This window comes from Lancefieldella parvula DSM 20469, assembly GCF_000024225.1.
Classification (GTDB): Bacteria; Actinomycetota; Coriobacteriia; order Coriobacteriales; family Atopobiaceae; genus Lancefieldella; species Lancefieldella parvula.
In genome coordinates, this window is record NC_013203.1 from 253,473 (window position 1) to 270,420 (window position 16,948).

21 protein-coding genes are annotated in these 16,948 nt (G+C 41.8%); 12 read left to right on the forward strand and 9 right to left on the reverse strand.

All coding sequences use genetic code 11. The features are described from left to right. Positions 1 to 24: 24 nt before the first annotated feature. Complete coding sequence (locus APAR_RS01125; RefSeq protein ID WP_012808303.1) at positions 25 to 525, forward strand: methyltransferase family protein; 501 nt, start codon at positions 25 to 27, stop codon at positions 523 to 525. Between the two features lie 107 nt (positions 526 to 632). Here APAR_RS01125 and APAR_RS01130 read toward each other — a convergent pair whose 3' ends face one another. From APAR_RS01130 to APAR_RS01155, 6 genes are all read right to left on the reverse strand, one after another. Then, positions 633 to 1,100 carry a flavodoxin gene (locus APAR_RS01130; RefSeq protein WP_012808304.1) on the reverse strand — a complete coding sequence of 156 codons (468 nt, stop codon included), beginning with the start codon at positions 1,098 to 1,100 and terminating at the stop codon, positions 633 to 635. Positions 1,101 to 1,102: 2 nt separating this feature from the next. Continuing rightward, positions 1,103 to 1,843 (reverse strand): TetR/AcrR family transcriptional regulator, encoded by a 741-nt coding sequence (locus tag APAR_RS01135; protein WP_012808305.1) that lies wholly within the window; start codon positions 1,841 to 1,843, stop codon positions 1,103 to 1,105. 16 nt (positions 1,844 to 1,859) lie between these two features. After that, positions 1,860 to 2,633 carry an ABC transporter permease gene (locus APAR_RS01140; protein WP_012808306.1) on the reverse strand — a complete coding sequence of 258 codons (774 nt, stop codon included), beginning with the start codon at positions 2,631 to 2,633 and terminating at the stop codon, positions 1,860 to 1,862. Continuing rightward, positions 2,620 to 3,552: an ABC transporter ATP-binding protein gene (locus APAR_RS01145; RefSeq protein ID WP_012808307.1), complete on the reverse strand. Its 933-nt coding sequence runs from the start codon at positions 3,550 to 3,552 to the stop codon at positions 2,620 to 2,622. Before APAR_RS01145 ends, APAR_RS01140 begins: the two co-directional genes overlap by 14 nt. A gap of 189 nt (positions 3,553 to 3,741) precedes the next feature. Next, positions 3,742 to 4,359, reverse strand: coding sequence for a Type 1 glutamine amidotransferase-like domain-containing protein (locus tag APAR_RS01150; RefSeq protein ID WP_012808308.1), 618 nt, complete (start codon positions 4,357 to 4,359; stop codon positions 3,742 to 3,744). Between the two features lie 85 nt (positions 4,360 to 4,444). Next, a complete protein-coding gene (locus APAR_RS01155) occupies positions 4,445 to 5,647 on the reverse strand; it encodes an alpha/beta hydrolase family protein (protein ID WP_012808309.1) in 1,203 nt (400 codons plus the stop codon). A 276-nt stretch (positions 5,648 to 5,923) separates the two neighbouring features. Here APAR_RS01155 and APAR_RS01160 point away from each other — a divergent pair, with 276 nt between their 5' ends. The 4 genes from APAR_RS01160 (at position 5,924) to APAR_RS01175 (ending at position 8,210) form a co-directional block, all read left to right on the forward strand. Beyond that, on the forward strand, positions 5,924 to 6,313 hold the full coding sequence (locus tag APAR_RS01160) for a GntR family transcriptional regulator (protein ID WP_012808310.1): 390 nt from the start codon (positions 5,924 to 5,926) through the stop codon (positions 6,311 to 6,313). Between the two features lie 15 nt (positions 6,314 to 6,328). Then, on the forward strand, positions 6,329 to 7,450 hold the full coding sequence (locus APAR_RS01165; protein WP_012808311.1) for a DUF1648 domain-containing protein: 1,122 nt from the start codon (positions 6,329 to 6,331) through the stop codon (positions 7,448 to 7,450). 197 nt (positions 7,451 to 7,647) lie between these two features. Then, positions 7,648 to 7,929, forward strand: coding sequence for a type II toxin-antitoxin system RelB/DinJ family antitoxin (locus APAR_RS01170; RefSeq protein ID WP_012808312.1), 282 nt, complete (start codon positions 7,648 to 7,650; stop codon positions 7,927 to 7,929). A gap of 2 nt (positions 7,930 to 7,931) precedes the next feature. Next, a complete protein-coding gene (locus tag APAR_RS01175) occupies positions 7,932 to 8,210 on the forward strand; it encodes a type II toxin-antitoxin system YafQ family toxin (RefSeq protein ID WP_012808313.1) in 279 nt (92 codons plus the stop codon). Positions 8,211 to 8,269: 59 nt separating this feature from the next. Here APAR_RS01175 and APAR_RS01180 read toward each other — a convergent pair whose 3' ends face one another. Next, a complete protein-coding gene (locus tag APAR_RS01180) occupies positions 8,270 to 8,773 on the reverse strand; it encodes an RrF2 family transcriptional regulator (RefSeq protein WP_012808314.1) in 504 nt (167 codons plus the stop codon). A 136-nt stretch (positions 8,774 to 8,909) separates the two neighbouring features. Between APAR_RS01180 and APAR_RS01185 the strand changes: the two genes are divergently transcribed. The 6 genes from APAR_RS01185 to APAR_RS01210 all read left to right on the forward strand — a co-directional run bounded on the left by APAR_RS01185 (position 8,910) and on the right by APAR_RS01210 (position 13,905). Then, entirely contained in the window at positions 8,910 to 9,284 is a 375-nt protein-coding gene (locus APAR_RS01185; RefSeq protein ID WP_012808315.1) for a pyridoxamine 5'-phosphate oxidase family protein, read from the forward strand. A 110-nt stretch (positions 9,285 to 9,394) separates the two neighbouring features. Beyond that, positions 9,395 to 9,847, forward strand: coding sequence for a cysteine hydrolase family protein (locus tag APAR_RS01190; RefSeq protein ID WP_012808316.1), 453 nt, complete (start codon positions 9,395 to 9,397; stop codon positions 9,845 to 9,847). A gap of 67 nt (positions 9,848 to 9,914) precedes the next feature. Further along, a complete protein-coding gene (locus APAR_RS01195; protein ID WP_245526056.1) occupies positions 9,915 to 10,346 on the forward strand; it encodes a flavodoxin family protein in 432 nt (143 codons plus the stop codon). Positions 10,347 to 10,498: 152 nt separating this feature from the next. Next, the gene (locus APAR_RS01200) at positions 10,499 to 11,896 is read left to right on the forward strand and encodes an efflux RND transporter periplasmic adaptor subunit (RefSeq protein WP_012808318.1); all 1,398 of its coding nucleotides are present in this window, start codon (positions 10,499 to 10,501) and stop codon (positions 11,894 to 11,896) included. Between the two features lie 9 nt (positions 11,897 to 11,905). After that, entirely contained in the window at positions 11,906 to 12,700 is a 795-nt protein-coding gene (locus APAR_RS01205) for an ABC transporter ATP-binding protein (protein WP_012808319.1), read from the forward strand. Continuing rightward, on the forward strand, positions 12,697 to 13,905 hold the full coding sequence (locus APAR_RS01210; RefSeq protein ID WP_012808320.1) for an ABC transporter permease: 1,209 nt from the start codon (positions 12,697 to 12,699) through the stop codon (positions 13,903 to 13,905). The genes APAR_RS01205 and APAR_RS01210 overlap by 4 nt, the downstream gene beginning before the upstream one ends. Before the next feature lie 27 nt (positions 13,906 to 13,932). Here the strand turns inward: APAR_RS01210 and APAR_RS01215 are convergent, their stop codons facing one another. Further along, positions 13,933 to 14,766 carry a DUF364 domain-containing protein gene (locus APAR_RS01215; protein WP_012808321.1) on the reverse strand — a complete coding sequence of 278 codons (834 nt, stop codon included), beginning with the start codon at positions 14,764 to 14,766 and terminating at the stop codon, positions 13,933 to 13,935. A 258-nt stretch (positions 14,767 to 15,024) separates the two neighbouring features. Here APAR_RS01215 and APAR_RS01220 point away from each other — a divergent pair, with 258 nt between their 5' ends. Beyond that, positions 15,025 to 15,636, forward strand: a complete 612-nt coding sequence (locus APAR_RS01220; RefSeq protein WP_012808322.1) for a hypothetical protein — start codon at positions 15,025 to 15,027, stop codon at positions 15,634 to 15,636. Between the two features lie 41 nt (positions 15,637 to 15,677). On the opposite strand, the gene APAR_RS01225 is transcribed toward APAR_RS01220, so the two are convergent. Then, positions 15,678 to 16,940, reverse strand: coding sequence for a M20 family metallopeptidase (locus APAR_RS01225; RefSeq protein WP_012808323.1), 1,263 nt, complete (start codon positions 16,938 to 16,940; stop codon positions 15,678 to 15,680). Positions 16,941 to 16,948 lie beyond the last annotated feature (8 nt).

Consider the following 16,948-nt stretch of genomic DNA (forward strand, 5'->3'; position numbering starts at 1 on the left):
TGTTATCGAATGGAGCTGTTTTGTATGGTTAGTAACAGCAGGAAAAAAGATCATCTTCCCATATTTGGCGCTGGACCAGCATATGTGATTACTATTGTGGCTCTAACGATAGCTGGTATTGTTTTATCTCAGCTGGGGATTTTACCGTATCTACGTATTCGTTCGACTATCATTGTTCTTCATTCTTTAGGTACGATTTGTTTTATTGTGGGTATTTGGCTTTGGGTGTCTGCTGCCATTAAAGAGAAGCTTCAGGATAAAATTGTGGCAAATAAATTGGTAACGACTGGTGTATATTCTGTGGTTCGCCACCCAATTTATTCTGCATTTGCATTTGTTTTGACAGGTATTTTATTGATTTATAGCAATCTTTATTTGCTGTTATTGCCATTTATATATTGGGCCTTTTTAACAGTTCTTATGAAAGCCACAGAAGAAAAATGGCTTGTAGATCAGTTTGGTAAAGAGTATGAGGATTACTGTAGACAGGTTAATCGCTGTATCCCGTGGTTTCCAAAGCGCTAGACTTAAGGCATTAGAGAAGATAGTTAAAAGGAATTATCAGCTTAATTCATGTACTTACACGTATATGAATTAAGCCGATATATGGTATTGGGCAAAATCTATAAGTTTTAATATAAATCTGATGTTTCTAACCAATTTCGTAACTTGTTAAAGTCGTAATCACCCTTGAGGGCAATTCCTTTCTTTATGGTAGATGCGTTACATTCTCTTTCATAGTCTTCAAGCATATGACCAAATCCTCCGCCACCATGTGTGCAGAATGGAATAACTGTCTTTTTGCTTAAATCTGTTGTTCTTAGAAATGAAAGAACAGGTGGAGCAAAGGTTTTGAGCCAGTTTGGAGAACCAATAAAGATTGTTTCAAAATCATCAATGTTTACTGAGCTCTGGCACAGTTGAGGACCATAGCCCTTCTCTATTTGGCTTCTTACTTCTTTTATTGCTGTGTTATATGAAAAGGAATATGGGTCTTGAGGTTTAAGCTCTAGTAACTCTCCGTCTGTAATAAGTGCAATATCTTCTGCAAGTTTTCTTGTTATGCCTGAGTAAGAGTAATAGACAATCAGAGGTTTCATAATTATTTCCATCCTTGAAGAAGGGCGTCAAGCCCTCTTTCAAATTGCGTACTGAAGTTCCATTTGCCCTCCATTATATCTCCAATGAGCATACTGAGTGAATCAAGCTCATCAGCCGGCAGAGATTCAATTGCTTCAGAGAGACTAGGAGCATCTTCTTCGGAGGTGCTTCCCACAGGAGGTACAGCTTCCGAAGCAGAAAAACCCGTGGTATATACCGTAACAGCGGTTGCAATTCCAAGCATATCTAAAGGTGCAGAAAAGCCAGTTTTTGAAAGATTCGCGAGCATCTTAGCAAAAAGCGAGAGCTGTCCAGGAGTAGAAATCGGGTGAGTAAGCACTAACATAATGGCATTTGGATGCTGTAGAAGCGTGTCATGTAGTGACACCGCATAAGCACGTAGGTAGTTTTGCCAGCTCATTTGACCATAAACTTCTGTATTACGCTCAATACCAGAGATAAAACTTTCCAGAGCACGTCTCAGCACCTCCTCAGAGACGCCTTCAAGCAGTGCAGACTTGTTTGGTACGTGCCGATAAAAAGCAGCTTGGGAAACACCAAGGCGTTGTCCAAGCGCTCGAAGAGAAAGAGAGGACAGACCCTTTTCGTCTACAAGAGCAAGTGCTGTCGAGAAAATCTTTTTCTTTGAAAGCGTACGGCTCTTGGATGAAGTTTTAGTCAAGCTTTTTGTAGCGTTCTTTGCGGAACTTCCAGCTGGGCTCTTAAGCGACTTGCTAGGCACCTGTCCTCTTCCTTATTTAACGGGATTGTTGACCTTTCTTAAACGTAAATTGTATCACCACAAGTATTGTAAGAATTACAAAGAATATCCCAAGCATGCCAATTTGAGGCAATACGTCAGTCATACCAGCACCATCTAAACTGACTGCATGAACTGCATTAAGTGCCCAGTAAGCTGGTGAGAATTTTGCCACGGATTGAGCCCAGTCTGGAAAACTTGAAACAGTACAGAAAGATCCACCGATTCCTGCAGCAAGCATACCTACGATGTTAGAAAGAGACAAAGCAATGTCTTCTGTGGGCGTCCAAAGAGCAAGCGCTACACCTAAAGCAGCAAGAACTGCTGAGAATGTAAGGATTACCAAGATAAGTGCCACAACGTTTCCGGTTGGTCGATATCCAAAAATTAGTGCACCAAGACCAAGAACGGTAAGAACTTGAACGGCTTGTATGAGGTAAGCAACAAACGCTTTTCCTGCAAGAATTGTGCCTTGAGGAGTTGAGGACGCTTCCAGACGAGGCCACATACCCCAGGCATATTCACGGAAGAAAGATTGAATGATAGTTTGTACCGAGAGGAAAGAGAAAAATATAGCCATACCAGGTATTGCTTGTTCTACTCCCGTGACGTTGGTATAACCATCGGCTAAAAGCATAGATTTAAAAGCAGGCTCCATAAAAGGAATCATAACAAGAGGGAAGATGCTCAGAATGAGCGTAGGAGTTGGGTCCATTAGTTGGAGGCGAATATTAAGTCGTACGACTGCTGCAAATTGCTTAAGCGTTGTCATGATTTGTCTCCTCTCCAACAATCGATAAATATGCGCTTTGAAGGCTTGCCTGTGATATGTGTACGTTTTCTAGGGTGTTTTCTCTTAGAGCAGGATTGGCGAGAAGATCAGCAATGGCGCTTCCTGCATCGTTTGCATTGTTTTCTCGCAAAAGTTTCACGCCGCTGCTTTGCCAACCGTCAATAGAAGGAACAGGTTGTGAGAATTGCAGACTGACCGAGCTGCGTGCGTAGTTGGTAATAATCTTTTCAAGTGAACCTTCTGCTGCAATGCGACCGTTATGTATGATTGCAATATCAGCACCAAGTTCTTCAAATTCTGCTAGGTAGTGAGAGGTGTAAATGATTGTTGCACCATTTTTGGCAAGTGATTGCATGGTATGCAAAATGCGGCTGCGCGCTTCAACATCAGCTCCTACCGTTGGCTCATCCATAAAGATAACCTTGGGCTCGTGCATGATGGCCATACCTGAGTGTAGCCTTCTTTTTTGTCCACCGGATAGATGACGGGCTCGCTTGGTTTTTTCGCTTGTAAGTCCTAACAGCTCCATTACTTCTTCTGCTCGTGCAAATGAGCGCTTGCGAGAAAGTCCCTCGAGCTGTCCGTAATATGTAAGGTTCTCCATGACGGTAAGGTCAGGGTAGATTCCAAGGTCTTGTGGAGCGTATCCAATAAGATGGCCTACCGATTCTTTTGCAGGATTCATTCCACAGACGGAGATAGATCCTGAATCTGCTTGTCTAAGTCCGCAGAGTATTTCAATTAAGGTTGATTTTCCAGCTCCGTTTTTGCCGAGAAGACCAAGTATTTGACCAGGCATAACTTTGAGGTCTACACCACAAAGTACATGGTGGTCTCCATAGCTCTTTTGCACCGCGCTGAGTTGCAGGGCGGGGGAGCCTTTCTTTATGTCAGACACAAAAACTCCTTTTAGTACTGTTGATAACGGTTTATTGCTTTCGTCATCAGAGATTTCTTTTCAATAAGTTAACACTGTTAACTTATACCGGCGAGTAATATGTTAACAACGTTAACTTAAATGTCAAGAAGATTTTTGAATTGAGATAGTAATGGAGTTAATTACATGCGTGTTTGCAGGTATTTAGACCTATAAGGGCTCTGTCAGTATGGAGAAGTCCTCATTTTCAACAATGACGGCTTGTGAGTTATTTAATGGAATTAAATTGATTTTCTCGCCATAAACTTTGATTGTTTGAGCAGTTGTTTCAACAAAAGGAAACTCGCCATTATGGGGGAGGACATAATAGTCTACAAGTCCCATACCTGAGTAGTTTGTGAGTTCTGTAGCAACCGTCTTGTTATCCATGATTTGATTGTACGAGATATCTGGACAAGCAATTATCGCCCCTGCAGATTCACCAATATAGAGCGTGCCATCTTGGACCTTTTGTTTGATAAGATCGAGAAGACCGTTTCTTTTTAGTTCTTGTAAAAGATAGAAGGTGTTTCCACCGGATATGCATAGGCATCCGGAGTTTTTGATGGTTTGTACACTCTTGTTATGTGGAGTTGTTGCGACGTCAAGGATGGTTACGTTATAGCCGTTTTCTTTCAGTGCTGCTATTCCCTCATCAACATAGCCTCGGTATTCTTCTACATTAGCGGCTGTAGGAATAAATAAGATTTCCTGTATATCATTTTGGGTGAGGAAGTTCTGAACAAGTTCTTTTGTACCTGCTAAGTAGGACGTAAGAAAGAGTTTCATTGCACTCCTTTGCCGTATATTACGTGAGTAAGATTCTTCGATAAAAAGACAAGTTTTATGATATTTATACTATAGTGAGTCAATTTCATTTAAATAAAGTGTCCAACCAATCAAAAACGACATTATGGGCAAGTCTCAAATTGTTAACTTGACAATGAGCGTCTGCACCACTTTCCGCTTCAAATACTTGAATTTTCGTTTGCGGATTTTTGAATCTAAGCGCTTCATAGATTACCTTAGTTTGGTGTTGTAATTCAGCACTTTCGCCTTCTCCCATAATAAACAGGCAAGGACATTGAATCTTTTGATAATCTACAATCTTTGCACGGTCGAACACCTCATCGATAGCGCTCTTAAAATCAGAGGTGCCAAACTGCCAAGAATATTTTTTAAGGTTTAAATTTGCAGATTCGTTTAAATTTCCAGCTAACTTTAAAATAGTATTCATTAACCAACTGGGAGTTTTTAAGCTTGATCCAAATTCTTTTCTGAACACTTCTGCAACGTCGTAAATGGGTGTACTAGCAATCCAAGCATGAATTCTTGGATCTTTTTCAACGGCTTGCGCAGTAAAATACCCTCCTCCACTGACACCATAAATAGCTAGGTAATTCAGTTTAGAATTTCTATTTTCCAACCAGTCTATGCATAGCGAAATTGGAGCAGAGGCGTCCACATCAAAGACTAGCTCTCTACTAGGGTTGCTCCCTTGACCAGGAAGGTCAACCATTAGAACATTATATTTTCGTATCCATCCAGGATATCCTGCAAAGTAAAATAAGTCTTCACGATAAGTATCACCGCCGCCAATCATAATCAGTGTTGGGCAATCGTCGCCGGTGTGAAGATAGTAACCAGGCAAATAGGAATCTTGGTAAGTAATGGTTAGTTTTTCAATTGGTGCACCTAGCGAATGAATTGCGTTAGAAAACGCTTGCTCCATTTGGTGAACGGTAGACAAGTATTCATCAGAAAATGGATTTATAAACTGGATTGCCGAACGAAGGGAATAGGTTTGTGCTAGATAATACTGAGCTTTTGTTTGTTCACTTAAATCTGAATTGCTTGCTTTTTGTTTAAGATAGTTTCCATGTGATAAGAAGATATTTTTCCAGTCATCAGGTTTTGGTGATTTTCCTAGCTTTTGAGTAAGAAAGTAAAGTTCTCCGTGAGAAAAGCCAAAAACTTCACCAATTCCCAACAACCAATTAAAGAAGAAATCCGTATCACCATTTTTAAAATATATCCGAGTAGACTGTCTTTTTAAAATGACTTCGTTCTTCTTCATTATTTTCCTCCTTTTTAGGTTATTTTAATTGCTTATGCTACCGAATCAATAGTCTTTATTAGATAACTAGATGTATTGATTGCAATCCTACGCTTAGCATTTTTGGAAATAATGAAATAGATGTTCTTTAATGAAGTCTCATTAAAGAACTCTTACTTGTTGTTTAGTACTATTTCATATTTGTTCTATCTGTTCTATAACAAATATGGTAAAATAAGCTAACTTGATAAGATATGCAGATTTCTACTCGATTAATATAAAAGGGAAGAGGCGTGCGTGATTATACGTATTGATCAGATGGATCAAATGCCTGTTTATCAGCAGATTCGCAATCAAATCGTTGCAGCCATTGGGCAGGGTGAATTGTGTCCTGCAGATAGACTCCCGAGTGTACGTTCACTTGCAAGTGATCTTGGCATAAATATTCATACGGTAAATAAGGCATATGCCGTACTAAGGGATGAGGGATATCTTTTTATGCGGGGGCGTTCAGGCGCAATTGTGGCAGATTTTAAACAGACTGCTACACCTGAGCGTATTGCGATAAATTCAGACGAACTCGCAGAAAAGCTCCAACAGCTCGCTTTAGAACATCGTGCTCAAGGGGGAACTAAGGAGTCATTTCTAGAGATTGCACATACACAAGCTAAGTACGCGTTCGCCTAAGGGGGCGCATTGGTAATGGACATCATTTCAATTAGTGCACAGACAATAGTAACGTTTGTAGTTGGATTATTTCTTACTTTCATTCCGTATATAACACGCCATAACGAGTGTTTTGCTGTGACGGTACCAGTTTCTGCTCAAAAAGATTCACGTATGATTTCTTTAAAGAAACGCTATGTTGTGGAAATGCTTCTTACAACAATACTAGCAACCATTTCTTCTGTGATAGCAGGGAAGTTACTAACAACTAATCAAACTATAGCCGGCTTAACTCTTCTATATAGTGCTTTAGTGATTCCTGCAATTGTCTCTTTTGTGTTAATGTTGCATGCCCGTTCTAAGGTAATAGCCCTTAAGAAATCTGAAGGTTGGGATTTCGAGCAACATAAGATGACTGCTAGTGTTGTCGAAAAAGACTTCCCGAATCCAATCTCTTTAAGATGGAACCTTATGTATATTCCTATTATTTTGGGAACAGTTTGCTTGGGATTTGTTCTTTATCCGAGTATGCCTGATATGTTGCCTATGCACGCCGATTTCACAGGAACAATTGATAGCTACACGCCAAAAACGTTTGGTAGTGCCCTTGGATTTCCTGTTGCATTTGAAGTCTTCATGGCGGCATGCTTTATCTTTTCTCATTGGATGATTGTGCATTCAAAACATGCGGTTGATCCTAGTGAGCCAGCTACTTCTGCATTTTCATATGGAGTTTTTGCTCGTGCTCAGAGCATATTTCTCTTCATAATAGGCTTACTTATAAGTGGCGGTCTTGGTGTTTTGTTTATTCTTGCATCAGCAGGGCGTATTAGTCTTGGACAAGTGGGATTTATCGCTGAAATTTTTGCTGTGCTTACCGTCGTTGGTATTTTGGTACTTTCAGCTGTCTATGGTCAGTCAGGTTCACGAGTATTTAGGAAGTTAGACCACAACGAGAACTACCTATCAGATGAGGATAGACATTGGAAACTTGGCGTCTTTTATTTTAACCGTGAAGATGCAAGCATCTTTTTACCAAAACGATTTGGTGTTGGATGGACTATGAACTTTGCACGACCAGCTGTTTGGGTAATTATCGTGGGTCTTATTATTTTTCCTATAGTTTTTGTTGTACTTGTTTCTTATTTGGCGGGGTAAGGATATAAGGGTTATTTATAAGGGCTCTGTTAGTGTGGATGAGATTTCATTTTCAACAATGATTGCTTGTGAGTTATTTAATGGAATTAAATTGATCTTCTCGTCATAGGTCTGATTGTTTGTGTGGTTGTATTGTGGCAAGACTTACATTAGAATACATTGTAAGATATTGTTAGCTAATGTAGTAAGGAATTATGATGACTATTGCTGCTACAGAATCAATTTCTGCGAAGCTTCGTAAAGATGAAAAAGATCGTTTTTCTGTTATCTGCGATGAGATTGGGACATCTCCAAGTAATGCCATTCGCATGTTTGTGTCTGCGTTCAATCGTCGTGGCGGTTTTCCTTTTGATCCATCTAATCCTTATGGATTTGATGCTGAGACACTTGCGGCAATGGATGATGCGGTGGTTGGTAGGAATCTTTCTGGTCCTTATCGTTCTGTCAAGGAAGCCATGGATGCTCTTAATAAGGAGTAGACATGCTGGAGCTGAAATTTACAGCTAAATTTAAAAAGGACTATAAAAGGGCACAAAAGCAGGGTAAGGACCTTAAAAAGCTTGAGAAAATTCTTGAGAAGCTTGTATGTAGAGAAGAACTTCCTAAATCAGCGTGTGATCATTCTTTAGGAGGAGTGTATCGAGGACATCGCGAATGTCATATAGAACCTGATTGGCTTCTTATCTATCGTATTAATGAAGATGAATTTATTCTTGCTGCTACACGCTTAGGAAGTCATGGCGACTTGCTAGGGATGTAAATTTTTGAAACTAATAATGTAGTTTGTAACAATGAGGTAAAAGTCTTGCGTTGCGTTTTTCACCAACTATGATGAACAAGCCATTGGATAGTAAGTTTTTGTTGCTCTTTGGTAAATGCGTGGTTGAACACCTCATCGTGGAGCCAGCGTAATGTCTTTTTTGAAAGAAATTTTTTCATTTCTTTTTCTCCCTGGTGCATAACTCCGCTTATAAGACAAGGGCTTTTATCAGCTTTTTGAAGGACGCCGATTTCTTTGAGAGTTGAATTAGATAATCTGATTTCATGACATTGGAACAGAGGATCTTTTCCTTCAATTGCTTCAACAATGTCCCAAAAAGAAATAGACTGAGGAGATTTGGCAAGACGATAGCCACCCTTTATTCCAGGAGACGAAAGAACAATACCGGCTTTAGAAAGTTGGGTAAAAGTCTTGGATAAATAACTTTCAGAAATACCTTGAAATTCAGCAAAATCACGTACACGAATACTTTTATTTTCATTTAAATCAACCATGTATAGTAAACAATGAAGTGCGTATTCTATACCAATAGAGAATTTCATAGGTTATTCCATTTCAGCTAATTATAGATACAACATATCGGCGATACGTTTTTGGTGTTGATTATAACAAAAAGCTACGCATAGACTGAACTATAGAGAGTTTGTATCTGTAATTAGTTTTTAAGGGGTGTAAGACATGTTATCCGAGAAATTTTTTGAATGCTTAGATAAAGACGGCATTGTAGCAATTGCAACTGCAAATGAAGAAGGACAGGCTCATCTCGTTAATACGTGGAATAAATACATTATTGTTACTGAGGACGAGAAAATACTTATACCATGTGCGGGTTTTCATAAGACCGAGAAAAACGTGGCAAATAATTCTTATGTAGAGATGAGCATAGGTAGTCCTGAGGTAATGGGAAGAAATTACATGGGCGCAGGTTTTCATTTAACGGGAACGGCTGAATTTCATTCAGATGGACCACTTTTTGAGCGCATGCATCAGGAACGTAGTTTTTGTAGCCGAATTATGGTGTTTACGCCAGAGACATGCAGGCAGATGGTTTAAATGGAGCTTGATTTCTAGTTCATGAAATGTGTGTAATACCGATAAAGAATAATTAATTTTGATAGTATCATCAAAATTGAATATGACAGGTGGTTTGGAAAGGCGGCGCTATGAAAGCTCTCCTTGTTGTTGATGTACAAACTGATGTTATGAGATTTCGCGATACCAGAGGACTTATTGAGGCATGTAATGACCGGATTAGTCATTATGCACCAGAAAAGGTTATGTATGTCGTGCATAAGATGCCCTGGGAGCGTGCCTCAAAAAAGAAAAAATTTGGTTCTGGACTTTTAGTTGTTTCGGATCGTGTATTTGATAAACGAGTGGGTAATGCTTTTTCAAATTCTCAGCTATTACAGACTCTTAAAGATGAGCAGGTTGATGAAGTTGAGATTATTGGCATTGATGGTAATCATTGTGTCAAGGAAACCGCGCTTGGTGCTTTAGAGAATGGTTTTAAGGCAATAGTTAATGAGCGTGCAGTTGCATCAATGAATAAACGAGAGTTTGAAGGTACAAAACAACAATTGCGTGATGCAGGAGTAGCTGTTATTACTGAGTAGATTTTGTAATTTAATTGTTAACATGGGCGTTTGTTAAAGATTAAGGAAAAAATTGAAAGCGGCAATAGTGTATTATTCCAAGCATCATGGCAATACAAAGAAGCTGCTTGATGCAATAGCACAAGAATATGATGTAGAGCTTATTGATGTGTCAAACACTAAGGTGTTTGATTTATCTGAGTATGAGGTAATAGGTTTTGCATCAGGTATTTATTACGGAAATATGCATAAATTGGTTCTTCAGTATGCTAAGAAAAATCTTCCTTTAAACAAGAAGGTATTTTTCATCTATACCTGCGGAAATATAAATAAAATATATATGAATGCCATTAAGAGCATTGTAAAAGCAAAGCATGCAGAAATTTTAGGAGAGTATGAATGCTTTGGCTTTGATACCTTTGGTCCTCTTAAATTGCTAGGTGGAATAAGAAAAGGCCATCCAACGGTAGAGGAAATGAACAGAGCGGTAGAGTTCTATACGGGAATTGTAAACAAGTAAGGATGTGTATACGTAGGAATGTACATCTGTGCTTTTGCCGTTTAACTACCGTTTACCGCAAATTTATATAAGGTAAAACTTGGGTCAGATATTCTCATATAAGATGTGTACAAGCTAAATAGATTCCGAATAAGCGCAGGTTCGGAGGAGTTATGTTTCATTTTGATCGCAAGCTCCAACAACAAGAGTCTGACACATCATCTGCTTCTGATAACACAACAGATGTTATTTCTCGTATAGGAGTAATAACCCCTACTGAAGATGAAGAAGATGCAGAGGCACGCGAGGCATATGAAAGCCTTATGCGTCATCGCAAGATTCGTCGTAGAAAAAAATTTATAAAAGTAGGCATTGTACTGGGTATTGTTGTGCTAGTCGCAATACTGGTAATACTGCGTTTGTTGCAAGATGCCAATCAAGTCGAGGCTCCTGTTACAAGTACTACATTCATTACGCGTGGAGAATTCATTGACTCCGTATCTGCTTCAGGTTCCATTAAGCCAATTTCTTCAACGGTGGTGACTCCTGAGGTCAATGGAATCATACAGGACGTGCAGGTTACAGAAGGTTCAACGGTTAAAAAGGGCGATAAACTTTTTACCATTAAAAATGATGAGCTTGATAAAGCGGTGCGCAAAGCTGCACAGCAAGTAAAGGCGGCCGAGAACGAGGTCAGCAAGGCTCGTTCTGCTTTGGTTTCTGCACGCAACGGTGTCTCCGAGGTAGGTGAGAATGGTCAGGAGGCAAATGCTGCGTCCGGTGCGGCGGCTGTTGAAGCGGCTGAAGCAAATCTTGAGAGTGCTCAGATTGCACTTGAGGAGGCTCGTTCTGCCTATAACGACGCAGTTGACCAGGCAGATAAACGTGTAGTCACCGCGCCCTGTGATGGTACGGTTATTGTGATGAACGCGGTAAACGGTGCTTCTGTTGGTTCGTCTGCACCAGGCTCTGGTAATAGCGGTCCTCTGATTACTATCGCAGACCTTTCCCAAATGAAGGTAAACGTCCAGATTAACGAGGTAGATATTTCTCGTATCGCTGCTGACCAGAAGGCGCAGGTTACTTTCACTGCCTTGAGAGACCTATATTGCGACGCGGTTGTTACTCACGTTTCTGCTGTTTCATCTAGCGGAGCCGACGCTAGTACAAGCTATGATAGCCCTGGTCGCTCTATTGTTTCCTATACCGTTGATCTTCTCATTAGTAGCCCTGATGCGTCCATCAAGCCAGGCATGACCGCCAACGTGGACATCATGATTCAGCACATGGACAACGTTTTGACTGTGCCTCTTGTTGCCGTCATGGACGATGGTGATGGCGCTTACGTTAACGTTGTTACTTCTCGTGACGAGAAAGGCCATCTGCAGGTTAAGCGCGTACCAGTAACCGTTAAAGCACAAAGCTCCACGACGGCTGTCATTGAGGGCGCCGGCATTGAGGACGGTACTGAGGTAATGATTGGCGGCGGCAGCGGTCCGTCTCAGGGTGCGGATATGGACGCTCCAGAAGGTGCAACAGCTGGCTCGACAGGCTCTAAAGACTCCAAGTAGGCGACGCATATGTCCAAAGTAATTGAGGTACATAAGCTGCATCGCATTTATGAGACAGCTGCGGGTTTGACGCACGCTCTACGAGGTGTTTCACTAACTGTGGAGAAGGGTGAGTTTCTCTGCATTATGGGTCCGTCTGGCTCGGGTAAATCAACCCTGATGAACATCTTAGGCTGCCTAGATACACCTACTGCTGGTTCGTACAAGTTAGAAGGACTTGAAGTTGCGGATCTTTCTGATGATGATCTAGCAGAGATTCGTGCCACGCGTCTGGGCTTTGTTTTCCAGTCGTTTAACTTACTGCCGCGTACTACGGTGCTGCGAAACGTTACGTTGCCGCTCATCTACTCAGACATTCCTGCAAAAGAACGAGAGCTGCGTGCTTGGAAGGCACTACGCTCCGTTGGTCTGCCCGAGGAATACTACGAGCATAAGTCTAATGAGCTTTCCGGTGGTCAGGTGCAGCGTGTTGCAATTGCTCGTGCGCTTGTTAACGACCCGGCGGTTATTTTTGCTGATGAACCAACGGGTAATCTTGATTCCGCGACAAGTGAGATGGTTCTTAACACGTTTAAATCTATGCAGGAGCGTGGCAAGACAATCGTGCTAATTACCCACGACCCTGAGACTGCTCTGTGGGCTGATCGAGTAGTGCATATTCGTGACGGTCGCTTGCTTACTGACGAGCAGGAAAAAGAGTTTGTGAAGCATCACACTGCACAGACTTCAACGGACGTGCAAGCCGCAACGGGTGTGCAGACTGCAGTAGACGTACAGACCGCGACAGGAGGTGCCACGCTATGAGACTGATGGATCTACTGCGAGAAACCCTGTCCGCTCTCAATGCTAACCGCGGCCGCAGTCTTCTGACGGTGCTGGGTATTGTTATTGGCATCAGCGCGGTTATTACTATGACGGCATTGATTGACGGCATCAAATATTCGCTGGTCAGTTCATTGGGTCTCAACCAGTCGCGTATGGTCATGATCTACGCGTGGCCAGACCGTGAGGTTACACAACAAGACCTAGAAATGTTGCAGCTCAGCGTACCTGGTTACGAGCTTGTCACTGGCATTGACTCTACAATGGCCCACATCAGCTCAGCTGAGAAGCAGTTTGACGCGCGAATCATCGGTTGCACGCCTGATTACTTTACTGCCATGGGCCTCAAGGCATCCGTGGGTTCACTTTTCACAAAGTCCGACGTAGATGACAAATCAAGAAACGTTCTTCTCGACAAAAAGTCTGCCGAGAAACTCTTTGGTAGTGCAGATGCATCTATTGGACAGGTTGTTCGTATTGATAACGACAGCTACACCATCGTTGGTGTGACAAACGGTGGTCCAAATGCTGGTGGTCAAGGAGAAACGCTGCTGGCTTATATGCCGTACTCCACGTATTCCGTGCGTCTTACGGGTACCAAAACTATTAGTCAGATCTTTGGGTACGCTCGCGAAAATGTTGACATGAAGGCACTTGCGGATAAAACAAAGTCCTGGTTACTGGATTGGTTTAACATTCCTTCTGCGCAAGCTGAAGATCGCGTGACGGTTATGACGCTCTCGTCCATCATTGAACAGATGAACGCCACGTTGATGTCGTTCCAGATTTTGGTTACCGCTACGGCAAGCATCTCGCTTTTGGTTGGCGGTATTGGCATTATGAACATGATGCTTACCAACGTGACAGAACGCATTAGGGAGATTGGCCTGCGTAAAGCCTTGGGAGCTCGCGCGTCCGATATCACCAAGCAGTTCCTGTGCGAGTCTATCTTGATTTGCATTATGGGTGGTGTGATTGGTATTGCCTTGGGTTACGCCGGAGCATGGGGATTGGCTGGCTCATTTAGCAGGATGATAACGATTGATACGGGTATCACGCCCATTATTACCCCAACCATCGTGATGGTTACCTCGGGGATTTGCATTGGCATTGGATTGATTTTTGGCTACTGGCCTGCTCGTCGTGCCTCAAAGCTCAATCCTGTGGAGTCGCTCCGATATCAATAGCAGTGAGTGTATATAGATTTGAGATGTTTAAGCCTTCTTGATGATCAACCTTTCGGCGCTTTTGCCAAAGAAATGGTAACCGCTACCGCCTTCACTAATGCAGTCAAGTACTTCGTCAGGCTTGGTGACCAAAACGCCACCCATCATAGTGACACCATGTGTAAAGAAGACGTCTGGCAACATACTTGCAGTTGGTCCAGTGACCACTACTTCTGCACCAGGTTTTACAAGTTGTAATAAATCGGGTAGCGTATCATTGAGCACTGTAACACCAGTAATAACCACAAGGTCAGCATCGGGGATGTAGAGATGCGCATCTTCAGGTGGAGCGTAGTGGTCAAGTTCGGCACCTTTAAGCGTACGTTTATCCATTTCAAGTACTGTGAAGTCGGCATGGGACTTGATAAGACGTTTGAGAATAGGAACGAGCGCACCTACAACAACGGTTTTTCCCTCTACAGGAATTTCTACTTCATCAAACGTGTTCTTATCGAGTTCAAGGGCATAGCCGCCTCGTTTTGCCTCACCAGCATTCCAGCAACTTGCAGAGAGCGCATTTAAGGTGGCAATAGCAAGAGTTTTTCGCAAGATATTGTTGCTGTTGAGATCAGCAAGAGTTTCTTCAATGGAGCGTTTGGTTAACCTGCCTGAAAGCGGCATAGCACGAGCACTTGAGGGACAGCAAACTGCTTGTGGTATTTCTTTAACGGGAGTAAAGCACAGTCCACCTTGGCCATCGCTAAGTTTAACGCCGGAGAAAAAGAGACCAAAAACTGCGCGTTCAATGGAAAGGTCGTTGATTTTCTCGCCAAGAATATCCTTTACCTTGGTTGCAGTTTCTTCGAGCAGGAAGTTTCCCATTCTTTCTCCATTCCAATGCATTATTACATGCTGTTATGAAAATACTAACCTTTTAGACTTTATACATTTTGGCATACATGCAAGATAAAGAATTTTTATCAGATTTATCTAAAGTATGAGTTTATTAAGAATCAAATTGTTTTTGTTGTTAGAAATTTCGAGCAAGTACACTTTGTGTTTGGGTATAGTACCTGAGTTCGTATTTTTTTAGGTTCTAATGTCAATAAAGGCATGGCTAAGTAGAAAGCGTTGTATGAAATGGGTATTGTTTCAGTTCATACTAATAAACATCAAAAGTTGAAGCGAATCGATATAATTGGTGGAGTTGTTTTTGCCGTTTTAACGGTAGCCATTATTACAGTTTTCTTTACTAATAGCATGTTCTTTGAGTGGGCATTTGCCCGTCATCACAATACGTTAAGCTGGTATATTAGGCCTCTTTTTATTATTCCAATAGCTCTTGGAGCGTTCAAGAGGTCATACACCATTACTTTTGCGTCAATATTTTGTTTGTTTACAAGTATGTTCTGGTTTCCGGAACCAGCAGTAGTGGATAAGAGCGTAGACGGTTTTTTGAGTTTTGAGAAAACGTATCTTACAAGCGGTTGGTCTCTAGATAAAATTATTGCTCTTATCGCAATTATTCTGTTCTTTATATTCTTGATCTATACAACATGGAACAGAAAATGGAAATGGCTTTTGGTGGTAATTGCTGCTGGTGCGGTGCTAAAAGTAATTCATAGTCTTGTCTTTAGTGGAGAAGATGCTCTATCAATTGTGAAGCCTGCAGTATTGGGGTTAATTCTCTGCGTAGCAGCCGTAGTTTTCTTTGTGAGAAGAAGAAATAATACAGACAATTCAGGCCAGTAGGTAAGTTGTATTGCATAAGATAGTGTCTCTTATAAATCAGTTTAAAAGTCGCATATGGTACTTTTTATCAGTGATTTAAATACACGATATACGCGTGTTAAATCTTCTACAGGAACGTACTCATTTGGTTTATGAGCACGTTCAAGTTCTCCAGGTCCATATGACATACATTCTGTATTTCTGCAGGTGGATGCAATTACAGCGGTATCGGTATATCCAGTAAAAATATCGAGCTTTGCAGGCGTATTGCAAGATTCTGCACACGAGAGAAGCTGTGCGAGAAGTTCTGAATCCTTGGGAAGGACAACGGAAGGCCTATTTCCCGTAATGTCATAGCTGGCGTGAGTACCGCAAATCTCTGTTTGGGCTCGCTTGATTGCTTGTTGCACTATACGCTCTGCAGCTTGCGTTGTTGTAGGGGGTGCTAAGCGCATGTCAACCCAGAGTTCGGCTTTATCAGGAACAACGTACGGTTGATACCCACCCAAAATCTGCCCAAAGGTTACCGTTGATGATCCAAGCTCTGGATGAGTGGGTAGGCTCTGCACTGCAGTTCGTATCTCATTTATAACAATTGCCATTGCAGCGATAGCATCAGCACCTTTCCAAGGGGTGCTTGCGTGAGCTGTGATTCCGGTAACAGTAATTTTGAACCAGGTTCGACCTTTGTGAGATCCACGGATGGCGTTGTTTGTAGGCTCAGCGTCAAGTACCCAGCCTTTCTCGCCAACCCAACCAGCGTCTATAACACGTTCAACGCCGCGCATATTAGCTTCTTCGTCAACTGTGAAGATGACAGAAAGAGATTTTTGTGGAAGTGTCTTTTGTGTCTTGCATGTCTGACAAGCGTCTCTAAAGGCGAGAAGTGCACAGGCAAGCCCCCCTTTCATATCACATGAGCCTCGTCCATACAGCAGCCCATCTTTATATACGGGATTGAATGCAGGTGTTTCAGAGTCCCAGCCATCGCCATCAGTTACGGTATCCATATGGCAGATAAATGTCAGGTCTGATGGGGGGAGTGTAGAGGAATCAAATGATGTGGTAGCACTGGGGATTGTTGCCCTAAGGCAACGTCTATGAGGAAAAACTTCAACTTCTTGGATGATAGGAAACATCTCTTTTTTATTGGGCAGTGAAAAAGAACACGAGTTAACAATCCACGTTTTAATAAATGTTTCAATCTCTTCTTCATAAGAACCAGGATCAGTACTTTTAAGAGCAACAAGTTGTGCTGTCATTTTTGCAACTTCTGGTAGGTTGTTAGGAAGTTTGGATGCGTCAAAATTAGTTCTGCTTGACATGCTGTTCA

Bases quoted from the DNA above. Each gene is read 5' to 3' on its own strand.
- APAR_RS01125 (WP_012808303.1), top strand. From the start codon at position 25: ATGGTTAGTAACAGCAGGAAAAAAGATCATCTTCCCATATTTGGCGCT.
- APAR_RS01130 (WP_012808304.1), bottom strand. From the start codon at position 1,100: ATGAAACCTCTGATTGTCTATTACTCTTACTCAGGCATAACAAGAAAA.
- APAR_RS01140 (WP_012808306.1), bottom strand. From the start codon at position 2,633: ATGACAACGCTTAAGCAATTTGCAGCAGTCGTACGACTTAATATTCGC.
- APAR_RS01150 (WP_012808308.1), bottom strand. From the start codon at position 4,359: ATGAAACTCTTTCTTACGTCCTACTTAGCAGGTACAAAAGAACTTGTT.
- APAR_RS01155 (WP_012808309.1), bottom strand. From the start codon at position 5,647: ATGAAGAAGAACGAAGTCATTTTAAAAAGACAGTCTACTCGGATATAT.
- APAR_RS01165 (WP_012808311.1), top strand. From the start codon at position 6,329: ATGGACATCATTTCAATTAGTGCACAGACAATAGTAACGTTTGTAGTT.
- APAR_RS01170 (WP_012808312.1), top strand. From the start codon at position 7,648: ATGACTATTGCTGCTACAGAATCAATTTCTGCGAAGCTTCGTAAAGAT.
- APAR_RS01175 (WP_012808313.1), top strand. From the start codon at position 7,932: ATGCTGGAGCTGAAATTTACAGCTAAATTTAAAAAGGACTATAAAAGG.
- APAR_RS01180 (WP_012808314.1), bottom strand. From the start codon at position 8,773: ATGAAATTCTCTATTGGTATAGAATACGCACTTCATTGTTTACTATAC.
- APAR_RS01185 (WP_012808315.1), top strand. From the start codon at position 8,910: ATGTTATCCGAGAAATTTTTTGAATGCTTAGATAAAGACGGCATTGTA.
- APAR_RS01190 (WP_012808316.1), top strand. From the start codon at position 9,395: ATGAAAGCTCTCCTTGTTGTTGATGTACAAACTGATGTTATGAGATTT.
- APAR_RS01200 (WP_012808318.1), top strand. From the start codon at position 10,499: ATGTTTCATTTTGATCGCAAGCTCCAACAACAAGAGTCTGACACATCA.
- APAR_RS01205 (WP_012808319.1), top strand. From the start codon at position 11,906: ATGTCCAAAGTAATTGAGGTACATAAGCTGCATCGCATTTATGAGACA.
- APAR_RS01210 (WP_012808320.1), top strand. From the start codon at position 12,697: ATGAGACTGATGGATCTACTGCGAGAAACCCTGTCCGCTCTCAATGCT.
- APAR_RS01215 (WP_012808321.1), bottom strand. From the start codon at position 14,766: ATGGGAAACTTCCTGCTCGAAGAAACTGCAACCAAGGTAAAGGATATT.
- APAR_RS01220 (WP_012808322.1), top strand. From the start codon at position 15,025: ATGGGTATTGTTTCAGTTCATACTAATAAACATCAAAAGTTGAAGCGA.
- APAR_RS01225 (WP_012808323.1), bottom strand. From the start codon at position 16,940: ATGTCAAGCAGAACTAATTTTGACGCATCCAAACTTCCTAACAACCTA.